This window comes from Paraburkholderia sp. MM5477-R1 (genome assembly GCF_050436385.1).
Lineage (GTDB): Bacteria > Pseudomonadota > Gammaproteobacteria > Burkholderiales > Burkholderiaceae > Paraburkholderia > Paraburkholderia tuberum.
Map to the genome: position 1 here is coordinate 1,682,076 of NZ_JBNDMC010000006.1, position 13,222 is coordinate 1,695,297.

The following is a 13,222-nucleotide window of genomic DNA, read 5'->3' on the forward strand; positions in this document are numbered from 1 at the left end:
CTCGTAACCACCCACAACTTTCGGCGTAAAGGTTGAAGCCGTGCCGGATACCTGCGCGATGACAGAGCACCCGCATACGACTAGCGTTAGATCGCCGCCAGGTTGCGGCCGTTCATTCGCTATTATAAACGACGTTCATATTTTGGCAAATAGCCCGGCGACCTGTTGCGAGCGCCGCTGCCCGACCGACACTGTCATCGAGAGGCCTCGCTGTTCTAGCGCCCTGCTGCTGTCTCACACGACTTTGGCGCGCCGTGCTTTCGCCCGTTGTCGGCCAGAGGGCGATGCCCGCGTCTCTCATATGAATGACGGCTGAGTCCGTGAAACCGGCCCGTCGCGCCTCACGTCTGCAGTACCGCCGGAGGGCCGAGCGAACGGGCGTAGTTCGCAATGGGCGCTTTGAGCCGCTTCATGCAAAATAGCCGCATCCAGGATGTGGAGGATGACTCGTGGGTATCAACTTCGACTTGAACGACTTGCAGGCGTTTCGAGCAGTAGTGGAACTGGGAAGCTTCCGCAAGGCCGCCGAGGCGGTGAGCATTTCGCAGCCGGCCTTGAGCCGCCGGATCGACAAGCTCGAGGAAGCACTCGGCGTGCGTCTATTCGAGCGCACCACGCGCAGCGTCACGCTCACCACCGTCGGCCGGGTATTCGCGCCGAGCGCCGAGCAGCTGCTTGATGATCTCGACGTCGCGTTGCTCGGCATCCGCGATGTTTCTTCGAGCCGACTGGGACATGTCACCATCGCCTGCGTGCCTTCGGTGGCCTACTACTTCCTGCCGAGCGCCGTCGCGAGCTATCATCGCCGCTTCCCGCGCATCAGGGTCAAGATGCTGGATATGAGCGCGAATGAGGTGCTTGGCGCCGTCATCAGCGGAGAGGCGGATTTCGGCGTGAGCTTTCTGGGCAGCCAGGAGTCCGAGGTCGAGTTCAAGGTTCTGCTGCAGGAGCGCTTCGTGGCCGCCTGCCGCCGTGATCACCCGCTCGCCCGCAAAATACGCGTGACCTGGAACGAGCTTTACGAGCACGAGTACGTCTCGGTGGACAAAACTTCCGGCAACCGACTGTTGCTCGATCAGGCGCTGTCGGCCGTGGCGCCGCATGCGCCGAGCGTCTGCGAGACGCGTCACGTAACGACCATGCTCGGTTTAATCGAAGCGGGGCTCGGTGTCGCCGCAGTGCCGTCGATGGCCATGCCCGGGCGCGATCACCCCATCCTCACGAGCGTGCCGCTCGTCGAACCGGTGGTGAAGCGGCGCGTGGGAATCGTGAGACGCCGTGGACGTCCACTTACACCGGCTGCGCAGGAGTTTCACAGAACGATTGTCGAGATGAAGCGCGGCGGCGTCGCATGCAGCGATGCCGTGGGCAATAACACGTCTCCAAAAGAGCGGCCAGGCAGGAAAGCCGCATCATGAGGTTGGCAAGACCGCTTCGTTCGCTCTATCTGCAGGTTTTGCTGGGCATGATGCTCGGCATGGCGCTCGGTCACTTCTTGCCGCAAGCGAGCCCGCTGCTCAAGCCCTTGAGCGACGGGTTCATCGGCCTCGTGAGGATGATGATTGCGCCGATCGTTTTCTGCACGATCGTCTCGGGGATCACGTCGCTTGCTAGCGGGAAGGCCATCGGGCGCACAATTTTTCAGGCGCTGGGACTCTTCTATTTTTTGACAGCCGTGGCGCTTGCGCTTGGACTCGTCACGGCCTTCGTGCTGCGACCCGGCGAGGGCATGCACATCGACGCTAACCATCTGGACGCGAGCATCCTCGCGCAATATGCGAAGCACGCGCAGCCGGGCGGCCTTGTCGCATTCGCGTTGAGCGTCATCCCCGAGACGATGCTTGGCGCCTTCGACAAGGGCGAGGTCCTGCCAGTGCTGCTGCTCTCGCTGCTCTTCGGCTTTGCGCTAAATTCCTGTCCGGAGGCGGGCAGGCCGGTGCTCGCGCTCATCGACGGCATTGCCCAGGCCCTGTTCCGCATCCTCGCGATGATCATGCGACTCGCTCCGCTCGGGGCATTCGGCGCGATGGCTTTCACGGTGGGCCGCTTCGGCATCCGCTCGGTCGGATCGCTCGGGATGTTGATGGTGTCCTTCTACGTGGCATGCCTGCTGTTCATTGCGCTGGTGCTCGCTCCGCTCGCGCGGCTGCACGGCTTCGCACTTTGGCGGCTCTTGCGCTACATGCGCGAGGAGTTGCTCATCGTTCTCGCGACATCGTCGACGGAGCCGGTACTGCCGCGCCTGATCGCGAAGCTTGAGGCGCTCGGCTGCGACAAGGGCGTGGTGGGGCTTGTGCTGCCCGCAGGCTACTCGTTCAATCTCGACGGCACCGCGATCTATCTGACGCTCGCCTCGATGTTCATCGCGCAGGCGTGCGACGTGCCGCTTTCCGCGCCGCAGATCGCGATGATGCTCGCCGTTATGTTGCTCACGTCCAAGGGGGCGGCGGGTGTGTCGGGCAGCGGATTAGTGGCGCTCGTCGCGACGCTGACGGTGATTCCCGATCTGCCCGTCGCCGGGGTGGCGCTACTGGTGGGCATCGACCGCTTCATGTCCGAGGCGCGCGCCCTGACGAGCGTGATCAGCAACGCCTGCGCGGTGATCTTCGTTTCGATGTGGGAGGGTGCTTGCGATCGTACGCGTCTTGCGCGAATGCTCGGGGCGGCAGCGCCAGGCGGCGCGGACGGTGCGGATCCCGCGAGAGATACCTCGGGGATGTGACAGGAAGGCCGCCTGAGGCAAGCCTTCATTCAGGTTTGCGTCAATGAGCGGAGACGGTATCCAGCCCTGTCGATTTGACGTCTGCCTGTACGCCAGGTGAAGCGAGGTAGTCGAGCAGGGCTTTCGCTTCCTTCGGATGCTGTGCGCTGACGGGAATGCCGGCGGCGAAACGCGTGACCGACTGCAGGGACTCAGGAATCTTTCCGACGAAGGTCGCCCCCTTGACGGGCAGCAACTCGCTCACCTGCTGGAAGCCGATTTGGTAGTCGCCGTTCGCCACCACCGAGGCTACTGGAATCCGCGGGATCATCTTCGCCTTCGCCTTGACCTGATCCTCGATGCCGAGCTTCCTGAACAACTCCCGCTCAATGTAGACACCGCTTGCGCTGTCCGAGTACGCGATCGACTTCGCATGCAGCAGGGTCTGCCGGAGGCCTTCTGCCGAACTGATATCGGGTTTCACCGCTCCTTCGCGCACGACCATGCCGATGCGCGAATCGGCCAGCTCGACCCGCGATCCGGGGATGACCTTGCCTTTCCGGATCAGTTCGTCAAGCGCATATCCGACCATGATAACGGCGTCGGCGGGCTCGCCACGCTCAAGCCGGTTGGGGATCGCTTCGGGCGATTTGCCCATCGACGGACCAAGCGCGGTGTCGAGCGTGTTGCCCGTCGCGGATGCGAACTTCGGGCCGAGCACCTTGTACGCTGCGGTAAAGCCACCCGAGCTCATGACGTGCAGGTCGGCGGCTTGCACGTTCGCCGCAACAGCCGAGGTTGCGACCAGTGCTGCGGCGCATAGTTTCAGAAACAGATTTCTCATGATCGGAGTCGTGTCAGATTGTGTGTTTAGCCGCATGCGGAGCGAGACGCGAATCAGTGCGCCGGAGTCAGCGTCGCTGCGCGGCGGCGATAGAGTGCAAACGTGGCCATCAGGGCGCACGCTGCCGCGAAGCTCATCCAGTAGCCGGGTGCGGCCTTGTCGCCTGTCATGTGAATGAGCGCCGTGGAGATCGCCGGTGTGAAACCGCCGAATACGGCGGTCGCGAGGCTATAGGCGAGCGAGAAGCCCGCGACGCGTACCTGCGCCGGCATCACTTCCGTCAGTGCGACGATCATCGCGCCGTTATAGATGCCGTACATGAACGAGAGCCAAAGGAGGGCGAGCAGCATGTTGAGGAAGCTGGGCGCGTGAGCGAGCAGCGACAGGGCCGGGTGCGCGGTCGCGATGGCGAGCACCGTCATGGCGATGAGGAGCGGCCGGCGGCCGATCCTGTCGGAGAGGGCTCCGCCGATCGGCAGCCACACGAAGTTCGACACGGCCACACACAGCGTCACAAGCAAACTATCGGCGGTGCTGAGGTGCAGGACCGTCTTGCCGAAAGTCGGCGCGTAGACCGTGATGAGATAGAAGCTCGCGGTGGTCATCGCCACCAGCATCATGCCTGCAATCACGACGGTCCAGTTCTGGACCAGCGTCGTGAATACCTCCTTCATGCTCGGGCGATGCTGGCGAGCCTTGAACTCCTCGGTTTCCTGCAGATTACGACGCAGCACGAAGAGGAACGGCACGATCATGCAGCCGACGAAGAACGGCACGCGCCATCCCCACGCCGCGATGGTAGCGGCGTTCAGCGATTGGTTGAGCGCGAAGCCGAGGCCCGCGGCCACGACGATCGCCACCTGCTGGCTCGCGGACTGCCAGCTCGTGAAGAAGCCCTTGCGGCCGGGCGTGGCCATCTCGGCGAGATACACCGACACGCCGCCCAGCTCCGCACCCGCGGAGAAGCCCTGCAACAGCCGCCCGAGCAGCACAAGCGCGGGCGCCACAAGGCCAATGGTCGCGTAGCCCGGCACGAACGCAATGAGGATGGTGCCGCTCGCCATGATGGAGAGCGTGACGATGAGCCCCTTGCGGCGGCCGACGTCGTCGATGTACGCACCGAGCACGATCGCGCCGAGCGGGCGCATCAGAAAACCGGCACCGAAGACCGCGAACGTCATCATCAACGAGGCAAATTCGCTCCCGGCCGGAAAGAAGACGTTGGCGATCTGCGTCGCATAGAAGCCAAACAGAAAGAAGTCGAACTGCTCCAGAAAATTTCCGGCCGTCACGCGGAAAACCGCCGCGGCCTTTGAATGTCCCAGCGAAAGGGTAGAGGGCGAGGGGTGCATCAATGTGTCTCCTGAAATCCCGAGATATGCGGTGGTCCCGCTCTTTGTCTGTTCGGGAATTTTGGCCCGTGGCCAATCAAACGATAAGTGCAATCTTCCGAACGATTGATGTCGAATGGTTATCAATCGGCGCCTCTTTTTCGCCGCCGCGCGTTAGCTGTGCGCCAGCGCGTGGCGGCGACCATCAGAGGCCAGCGGTCAGGCCACGAAACGACACTGGGAAGCGGCCGTACGCGTGTCCATATTGCGTCCGCGGTTCAAATGATCGTCAATTTCCGCAGCGCAGCCCAGCATGCGCGGATAGAGGAAGATCGTGAACGCGGCCGTTTCAAGGTCCGCCTCGCTGAACTCCCCGCGCTTGAGCGGCTGCCACAGCATCTTCAACAGCAACGCGGCAATCACGGCATCGACATTGACGCAATAGACATTGCGCGAGACACCCGCGTCGAACAAAGCCTGCACCAGCACACGGTAAAACGCATGAAACGCGTTGTACTCGCCGCGGGCTTCACAAAGGTTGGCGATGAAGATTTCCCGCGGGTCGTGGTTCACCGGCTTGTCTTTGAAGACCGGATGATTAATACCCGGAAGTTTCGCAATATCGAGGCTCCCCAACTGCTTCTGGCGCGTCTTGTACTGCGCGTATCGCTCGACGGAGCGCCGGGCGAGTGCTTCGAGGTCCACGGTATGACGAGCATCGGTCGGATCTTCAAGGCCGCTGCTGCGGAACGCCTCGTTGAGGAACGCAATGCCTTCGTAGCCGTTGCCGCCATGCGTATATCCAGTGTGCGTGAGGAACCCCGCCAGAGCCTTGTTTAGCTGCACCCGTTCGGGACTTTCCGGGCCATCGGCAGATACTGCGCCCTTTGCGCCTTGCGCCGAAATGGCGCCGGGTCCGTTCGTGAGCAGCAAACCGACAAGGGTCTTGAACGCGAAAAGGTCGTCGACAGTCGGTTTCAGGTTTAGCAGCGCTGCGAAGGCGATTTCCGTCAGAGTGCGTTCGCCGAGTAATTCTTCGGTGGCGAAGCCGCAAAATCCGTCCGGGCCGTGCTGCGAGGCGTCCGCTGAGGCGCCGATCATGGTGCCGAAGAGCTTTGTCCACCACGGCAAGCTTTCTGCGGTCAGGCGGGAGATCCGCTTGCGCATGAGCGGGCCCCAGGCGAGTGTCGTCGTGATCGCCGCGAGTACTGCTTCCGGGCGCGGATGGCCCGGGCCACACGACAGCCATCGGATGATCGCGGAACTTACGCCGCGCGAGGCGAGCCCGCCCAGCATGGCTTGCGCCTCTGGATCGGGTTCATCGCAGAACAGCGCTGCAGTGTCCGCGGTGTGGACTGCATTGACATCAAAGGTCTCGTCGAACGCGTCCGTGAGCCTGGCTGTCGCGAAGCCGTCGATCATCAGTCCTGCCGCCTCGCGCGCAGCACGCTGGCGATTCGGCCCGACGATCGCCGCCGCGGCCGCGAGCACGGCGTTGGGCGCATTGCCCGCCTCGCGCGAAGCCTGGGCGGCCGCCAGTTCTGGTGTCCCGTGCAGATTCACTGCAGCGCCAACAGCCACGTTGATGAGCTTTGTGTCGTTTGCCCCGCCGAACTCCCGCAACAGCGCGAGGCAGATGTTCTCCTCGAGCGAGCGCGTCGCTGCTTCGAGCATGGATACCCCGTGCAGGCTGCTCACCTGCGTTTTTGCGTCCATCTGCGAGACGCCCGAAGCGTCCTTCAAGGGTTGGCGCGGCGGGATTGCACCGATCTGGCTGTTCGCCCGCGTAATCTGTTCGTTGTACGGCGCGACCGCTTCCACGACCGGTAGGGCGAGGTCGTCTGGCAGTTCGATCCCCTGATCCGAGCCAAACCACGGTTTGAGCGAGAGGCTGCCTTCCGGCTCAAAGTCGGGCATCGTCGCGTTCGCGCGCATCACTGCGGTGAGCGCGGCGGGAATGTGCGCGATGTTTGTCACGACGGCGCCCTTCGCCGAGCAGCATGGATCGTCCGGCGTAAAAAGACGCTCGACGTCGAACTTCTCCATGAACCAACGCTCCTTTGCAAGAGCATCGTCGGCGCCGCCCGCCATTGCGCCCGCATGCCCCACCGCGCGCGTCAGACGACTCTTCCAGCGGCCTACCACGCAGGCAACGACGGGTTTCGTAAATGTGGCGTCGGCCTCGTAGTAGCCGCCCGGCTCACAGTACAGTACGGCAGCCTTGCTGCGCGCGTCGTTGGCGAGGGCAAAGGCGAACTCCGGCGCCGCATAGTGGATGTAGACGTCCTTGCCGCTGGATACGACGGTCGTTGTACCCCAGCCGCTCATGCGCAGATATTGCGCAATGGTGGTGCTAAACCCGCCCGAGTTGGAAAAGATCGCGATCGAGCCCCGCCGCAAGGTTGCGCCGGGATCATCGCCGCCGAGCGCGCCCCCGATGCGCACCCGCTGCCAGGAGTCCGCGACGCCCAGCCCGTTCGCACCAAAAATGTCGATGCCTGCTTGCTGGCCCATCGCGCGAATTTCCCGGGCGTCGTGCACGGAGATCTTCTCCGTAATGATAAAAATCTTGCGCAGATCGGGATTGACGCGGATCAGTTCGGCCACCCCATCGCGCGCGGCCGACGGCGGCAGATAGACGACGCCGCAATTGAAACGATGCCCGGCTTCGAGGCCTTCGCGCACGTTGTTATAGACGGGGATGTCGCCGGCAGGCGTCACGAGCACCTGCCCGCGCTTGCCAGGCGCAGTGCCGAATACGATATTCCCACCGGAAAACGCGTGGCTCACCGGCGTCACGTCCGACGACTCGCCTCCCAGAATGTTGAGCACACAAACGCGGTCCTCGCGCGTGACTATTTGTGCAAGCGACTGGATGCCGACGAAATACCTGAAATGATTATTGCCTTGCTTGACCATGTCGATCTCCTTACGCCTTTGCCGTATCCGCCTGCGGTTGCGTCTGACGCGCGCCGATGCGCGCTGCGACCTGCGCGCGTCCTCCCGATTGCATCCACGCATCGGCCTTCCGTGCGTACTGGATCACTTCGCTGATGTCGGAGTCAAAGCCGAACAGGCGATAGGGAAGGCCGAGCGAATCACAGGTGTCGCGCAGTGCCGACATGCCACGAACAAGGTTTGGACCGCCGCGCCCAAGGACGACATAAAGCGGGGTGGGACCGTGCTCGCTGAAGTGCTCGCGCAGCGCATCGGCCATCGCGCGCAGTGTTTCGTAGATATCGGTGTTGTTGGACTTGCCGCCAATGATGAACAGTACGTTGGACTGCTTCAGCCAATGTCGGAAGCAGATGCGCGCCACTTCCTTCATTTTTTCGTAGGGAGGATTGCCGCCGAAATCCGAAGAGATGATGGCAGCGTCGCCCAACATCTCCGTGACGAGCGAGTTGGCCCCGCCGCCGAACGTGGGCGCGAGGATCGTTCCCTTGTCATTGATCACATAGACATCGCTTTGACCCTGGTGCGTGCGAAGCTGGTTGATCTCCTGCTCGAAGTCCGAGTAGTCGGCAGCGAACAGGTGAGCAGGCAGGCCGAGGCGCGAGAAGCGCGGGTCGTCACGGTCGAACCCGCACTTGAAGTCGCAGGCCACGGGTGTGAGCCGACCGTTCTTGTCCTCGCGCATGCGGATCGGATTCAGCTCGAGCGTCGTCATGCCGAAGTCGTGAAAGAGCTCCCAGAGCTTCGGCAATTGCTGCACGAGCGGGGAAATGATTTCGCGCGGCGCGCCGATCTCGCTCAACGCATTCGCGACGACGAACGCCTTCAGGCCGGTCAATGCATCAAAGGGCACCATTGCGACGTGCTTTGGATCGACCTCTTCGATGTCCATGCCACCCGCGTGCGACAGCGTCATGGTGGGAGCGCGAAAGCGGGTGGAATCGGTGATCGAGAAGTAGACTTCATGTTTGGCCGGTACGCCTGCTTCGAACGTGACGCCGTTCGCCTTGGCCCTCACATGACCCACGACGTGCTCGGCGAAGTACAGCCGCTCTTTCTCGGCGAGCGCCGTCTTGAGATCTGTCGCGCGCCCGAGCAACCCGGCCTTGCCCTTCTTGCCCACGCCGCCCTTGAATACCGGCTTGATAAAGACCTGCCCGTGGCGGTCGATCAGCGACTTTATCTCCTCTTCGCTGGCGCTCGGCCCCAGCACTTCGCTGGCCGGGAATCCGACGAATTGCAATAGGCGCGCGCCGTGCAACATTCCGGTGATCTGCATATGAGTGTCTCCTGAAATTCAAGGCAATGACGATTGAAGCAGGTACTGAGTTCGCGTAGCTCGCTGCGCAAGGCGCGAAATGCTCGTCTGCCGTGGACTCGCTTGAAAGCGGCGGCAGGATTCACAACGCGAGGTGGGTCATGCGAGATCGGCATCGGCTACCGTTGGCGGCACCCGTGACCGGGTTGCACTGGAATGCGGCGAAACGCTGTTCTGCGTTTCGCGCCTGTCTCCGATGCGTTCTCTGTCGACGCGTTTATGAACTTCTTGAGCATCGATATTTGCTCAAGACGCCCCGAACGAGAAGTGCAATTTTCTGAAGCATTGATGTTCAACGGTTATCAATATCGTCGAACGCCGTTACGTTGTGGCGACAAGTGCTGCTTTCATGGTGGGCCTCACGGCGATGTTCAGGATTGCGCAGGGAACTGGCCGAGCTGAAGGAACAGGCCGAACCAGTCCTCCATGTGCCACGTGGTGGTCACGCGCTTGAAATTTCGGCGAAAGCTCTAACCGGTCGACTTCGCAACTCAACCCAGTCGCACGCGGCCAGCTTTACCGTCGGCATCGTTGGGCGCAACTTTCTTGATGTCACTTCCGACCCACCGCTCTTCAGAAGATTTCAGATGCGATCGCATCGCCGCTTCTGCAGCAATAGGGTCTCCTGCTTGCAGTGCATGCAGAACATTTTCGTGCTCCTCGACCGCAGCCATCCATGTGGCCGTATTTTCGACGAGTTCGCTAATCCTCGCCCCGATCGGATCGCGCCTCGCGTCAAACAGATCGGCCACATACCGGCTCAACACCGTATTGCCGGCCGTTTCCGCGATGATCAGGTGGAATTGCCGGTCCGGTTCCACAGGAGATTTGCCGGCAGAGGCGAGGCGATGCATCGCATCCACGCTGCGCCGCAACCGGTCCAGAGAGCCGGCCGTAAGCCGCGTGCTGGCGAGCACGACGAGGCTGCCTTCGATGACGGCCCGGGCCTGCATGATTTCCGTCGGACTTTCGCCTAATACAGCCAGTGACCCTTCACGTTCGTTTGCGGTTTCGAGCACATAGACGCCCGAACCCATGCGGGTCTCGACGCTGCCGCCGATTTCCAGTGCGATCAACGCCTCGCGCAGAGACGGGCGCGAAACACCCAGTTGCTGCGACAACTCGCGCTCCGGCGGCAGTCTCGACCCCGGCGGGAAATCCCCTCCGTGGATGAGGCCGCGAATCTGGTCGGCGACCAATTGGTAAAGCCGCTTTGGCTCGGTCTGTTTCATTTTGCTGCCGGAAGGATAAATGGCCCGGGTCGTCTGTCGATCGGCGATCAAAGTCTACCACGCAAGCCTGACAAGGTTTCCAGCGCATTTCGCAGGAACAGTTCGGGTTTGCCCTTGGTAAGGCCAAAAGAAGTATCTTGCAAATTGGCTTGACCAAAATCGCCGTTTATTCTTTAATCTGCATCAGATTGGCCTGACCGACGGCAGCGCCTCTACACAAAAGAAGGAGACCCGTGTGACAGATCTGAGCACTGACCTGGCCCCGCGCGTGGTGGACGGCTTCGCTTCGAAGGAACCCCCGGAGCTATTGAAACTGAGCGGGCTGGGCAAGCGGTTTCCCGGTGTCGTTGCACTGGAGGACGTGCACTTCCAATTGCGCCGCGGCGAAGTACACGCGATTTGTGGCGAAAACGGCGCTGGCAAGTCAACCCTGATGAAAATCGTCAGCGGGCAATACCAGCCGGATGCCGGCACGATCGTTTTTCGCGGCATGGAAAGGCGGTTCGCGTCCTCACTCGAGGCACAGGAAGCAGGCATTGCGATCATTCACCAGGAACTGAACCTGGTGCCGCACCTGTCGATTGCGGAAAACATCTACCTGGCACGCGAGCCCAAACGCGGGCCGTTCATCGATCGCGCACGACTGAATGGGAACGCCCAGCGCGCGCTCGCCCGCATTGGATTGTCGTTGCCGCCCACGAGGCTGGTGGGGACGCTGTCGATCGCCCAGCAACAGATGGTCGAAATCGCCAAGGCGCTCTCGCTAGACGCCCAGGTGCTGATCATGGACGAACCCACTTCGTCGCTCACGGAATCCGAGACCATGCACCTGTTCCGGATCATCAAGGAGTTGCGCGAGAGCGGGGTCGGCATTGTCTACATCTCTCATCGTCTCGACGAAATGAAGCAGATTGTCGACCGCGTGACGGTGCTGCGCGACGGGCACCACATTTCAACCGACGATTTCGCGGCGACCAGCATGGATGAAATCGTTGCGCGAATGGTCGGCCGGGCGCTGAACGATGCGTACCCGCCGCGCCGCTCGGTCCCGTCGCAGGACGTGCTGCTGCGCGTCGACAATCTGTCGCGCGCACCGGCATTTGGGCCGGTTTCGTTCGAACTGAGGCGAGGCGAGATTCTCGGCTTCGCCGGTTTGATGGGCGCAGGCCGGACCGAAGTGGCACGGGCGATTTTCGGCGCTGACCAACCGGACGGCGGCGAGATTCATATCGGGAGCGAGCGCGTCTCGATCCGCTCGCCTATCGATGCGATTCGCCACGGTATCGCGTATCTGTCGGAAGACCGCAAGAGCGACGGTCTCGCGCTGAAGATGCCGGTCGCGACCAACATCACGCTGGCCAATATCGAGGCGGTGTCGGGTCGCGCCGGCTTCATTCGTTTCGCCGAAGAAGCGGCCATCGCACAGCGTTACGTCGAAACGCTCGGGATCCGCACGCCAACGGTCCATCAACTCACGCGCAACCTGTCCGGCGGCAATCAGCAGAAGGTTGTCATCGGCAAATGGCTGTTTCGCAAATCGAAGATTCTGTTTTTCGACGAGCCCACACGCGGGATCGATGTCGGCGCGAAATACGCGATCTACACGCTGATGGACCAGCTCGCCGCGCAGGGCATCGGCGTTGTGCTGATCAGTTCGGAATTGCCTGAAATTCTCGGCATGTCCGATCGCGTCGCGGTATTCCACGAAGGCCGGATCGCCACGATCCTGGAGACGCGCCACACCAATCAGGAAGAAATCATGCACTTCGCATCGGGACGAAATCATGCTTGAAATAACATCCGAACAGACCACTACTGTCGACACCAGCGCGAAGCTCCGGCGTCGCGACCTGATTCAGAAATTTGCCGCGCTCGGCAGTCTGATCATGCTGGTGGCCGTCTTTTCATTGACCAGTTCCGCTTTCTTCTCGGTCGACAATGGCATGACAGTGGCCTTGCAGGTGACGTCGATTGCCTATCTCGGCGTGGCGGCAACCTGCGTGATCATTACGGGCGGAATCGACCTGTCCGTGGGTTCCGTACTCGCGCTGTCTGGTGTGGTCGCCGCGTTGCTCGTCAAGGCCGGCGTGCCGATCCCTCTCGGCATGCTCGGCGGCGTCGTGGTGGGCGGCCTGTGCGGATTCGTTAATGGCCTGTGCGTCACGCGTATGGGTCTGCCGCCTTTTATCGCCACGCTCGGCATGATGCTGGTCGCGCGTGGTCTCGCGCTTCAGATCACTGGCGCGCGCCCGGTTTCGGGACTCGGCGACGCGTTCGGCGAACTCGGAAATGGCGCATTGTTCCGCATCTCGCATATCGGGGCAGACGGGTTCCCCGATACGGTATTTCCGGGGATCCCGTATCCCGTGATCATCATGGTCGTGCTGGCGGTGGCCGTGTCGATCATGCTGACGCGCACCTCGCTTGGCCGCCACATCTACGCAGTCGGATCGAATGCCGAAGCCGCGCGGCTCTCCGGCGTCAATGTCCGCCGCGTCACCTTGTTTACCTATGTGCTGTCCGGCGTGCTCGCCGGTCTGACGGGTTGTGTGCTGATGTCGCGGCTCGTCACGGCGCAACCGAACGAAGGCGTCATGTACGAGCTCGATGCGATCGCCAGCGCCGTGATTGGCGGGACGTCCCTGATGGGCGGTGTCGGCACGATCTCCGGTACGGCCATCGGTGCGTTTGTGATCGGCGTGCTGCGCAATGGCCTGAACATGAACGGCGTATCGAGTTTCATCCAGCAAATCATCATCGGACTGGTCATTCTCGGCACGGTCTGGATCGACCAGGTCAGAAACCGTCGATGAAGCACATCGAATGAAGCCATTCGAGAAG

At 61.8% G+C, this 13,222-nt stretch carries 9 protein-coding genes; 4 read left to right on the forward strand and 5 right to left on the reverse strand.

Translation table 11 applies throughout. The annotated features are described in order from the left end of the window. The first annotated feature begins 449 nt into the window (after window positions 1–449). Together OKW35_RS26150 and dctA are read left to right on the forward strand one after the other, a co-directional pair. The gene (locus tag OKW35_RS26150) at window positions 450–1,418 is read left to right on the forward strand and encodes a LysR family transcriptional regulator (protein ID WP_429553566.1); all 969 of its coding nucleotides are present in this window, start codon (window positions 450–452) and stop codon (window positions 1,416–1,418) included. Further along, entirely contained in the window at window positions 1,415–2,722 is a 1,308-nt protein-coding gene (gene dctA / locus OKW35_RS26155; RefSeq protein ID WP_429553567.1) for a C4-dicarboxylate transporter DctA, read from the forward strand. The genes OKW35_RS26150 and dctA overlap by 4 nt, the downstream gene beginning before the upstream one ends. A 40-nt stretch (window positions 2,723–2,762) precedes the next feature. On the opposite strand, the gene OKW35_RS26160 is transcribed toward dctA, so the two are convergent. From OKW35_RS26160 to OKW35_RS26180, 5 genes are all read right to left on the reverse strand, one after another. Then, window positions 2,763–3,545: a substrate-binding domain-containing protein gene (locus tag OKW35_RS26160; RefSeq protein WP_429553568.1), complete on the reverse strand. Its 783-nt coding sequence runs from the start codon at window positions 3,543–3,545 to the stop codon at window positions 2,763–2,765. A 53-nt stretch (window positions 3,546–3,598) separates the two neighbouring features. Further along, window positions 3,599–4,897 carry an MFS transporter gene (locus tag OKW35_RS26165; protein ID WP_184066240.1) on the reverse strand — a complete coding sequence of 433 codons (1,299 nt, stop codon included), beginning with the start codon at window positions 4,895–4,897 and terminating at the stop codon, window positions 3,599–3,601. 198 nt (window positions 4,898–5,095) lie between these two features. Next, complete coding sequence (locus OKW35_RS26170) at window positions 5,096–7,795, reverse strand: CoA-binding protein (protein WP_429553569.1); 2,700 nt, start codon at window positions 7,793–7,795, stop codon at window positions 5,096–5,098. A gap of 10 nt (window positions 7,796–7,805) precedes the next feature. Continuing rightward, a complete protein-coding gene (locus OKW35_RS26175) occupies window positions 7,806–9,110 on the reverse strand; it encodes an ATP-grasp domain-containing protein (protein WP_090806627.1) in 1,305 nt (434 codons plus the stop codon). A gap of 530 nt (window positions 9,111–9,640) precedes the next feature. After that, a complete protein-coding gene (locus OKW35_RS26180; protein ID WP_187626522.1) occupies window positions 9,641–10,381 on the reverse strand; it encodes a FadR/GntR family transcriptional regulator in 741 nt (246 codons plus the stop codon). A gap of 244 nt (window positions 10,382–10,625) precedes the next feature. Between OKW35_RS26180 and OKW35_RS26185 the strand changes: the two genes are divergently transcribed. Together OKW35_RS26185 and OKW35_RS26190 are read left to right on the forward strand one after the other, a co-directional pair. Beyond that, window positions 10,626–12,173 carry a sugar ABC transporter ATP-binding protein gene (locus OKW35_RS26185; protein WP_429553858.1) on the forward strand — a complete coding sequence of 516 codons (1,548 nt, stop codon included), beginning with the start codon at window positions 10,626–10,628 and terminating at the stop codon, window positions 12,171–12,173. Continuing rightward, window positions 12,166–13,194 carry an ABC transporter permease gene (locus OKW35_RS26190; RefSeq protein ID WP_184031637.1) on the forward strand — a complete coding sequence of 343 codons (1,029 nt, stop codon included), beginning with the start codon at window positions 12,166–12,168 and terminating at the stop codon, window positions 13,192–13,194. The genes OKW35_RS26185 and OKW35_RS26190 overlap by 8 nt, the downstream gene beginning before the upstream one ends. Window positions 13,195–13,222 lie beyond the last annotated feature (28 nt).

Bases quoted from the DNA above. Each gene is read 5' to 3' on its own strand.
- dctA (WP_429553567.1), top strand. From the start codon at position 1,415: ATGAGGTTGGCAAGACCGCTTCGTTCGCTCTATCTGCAGGTTTTGCTG.
- OKW35_RS26160 (WP_429553568.1), bottom strand. From the start codon at position 3,545: ATGAGAAATCTGTTTCTGAAACTATGCGCCGCAGCACTGGTCGCAACC.
- OKW35_RS26165 (WP_184066240.1), bottom strand. From the start codon at position 4,897: ATGCACCCCTCGCCCTCTACCCTTTCGCTGGGACATTCAAAGGCCGCG.
- OKW35_RS26170 (WP_429553569.1), bottom strand. From the start codon at position 7,795: ATGGTCAAGCAAGGCAATAATCATTTCAGGTATTTCGTCGGCATCCAG.
- OKW35_RS26175 (WP_090806627.1), bottom strand. From the start codon at position 9,110: ATGCAGATCACCGGAATGTTGCACGGCGCGCGCCTATTGCAATTCGTC.
- OKW35_RS26180 (WP_187626522.1), bottom strand. From the start codon at position 10,381: ATGAAACAGACCGAGCCAAAGCGGCTTTACCAATTGGTCGCCGACCAG.
- OKW35_RS26190 (WP_184031637.1), top strand. From the start codon at position 12,166: ATGCTTGAAATAACATCCGAACAGACCACTACTGTCGACACCAGCGCG.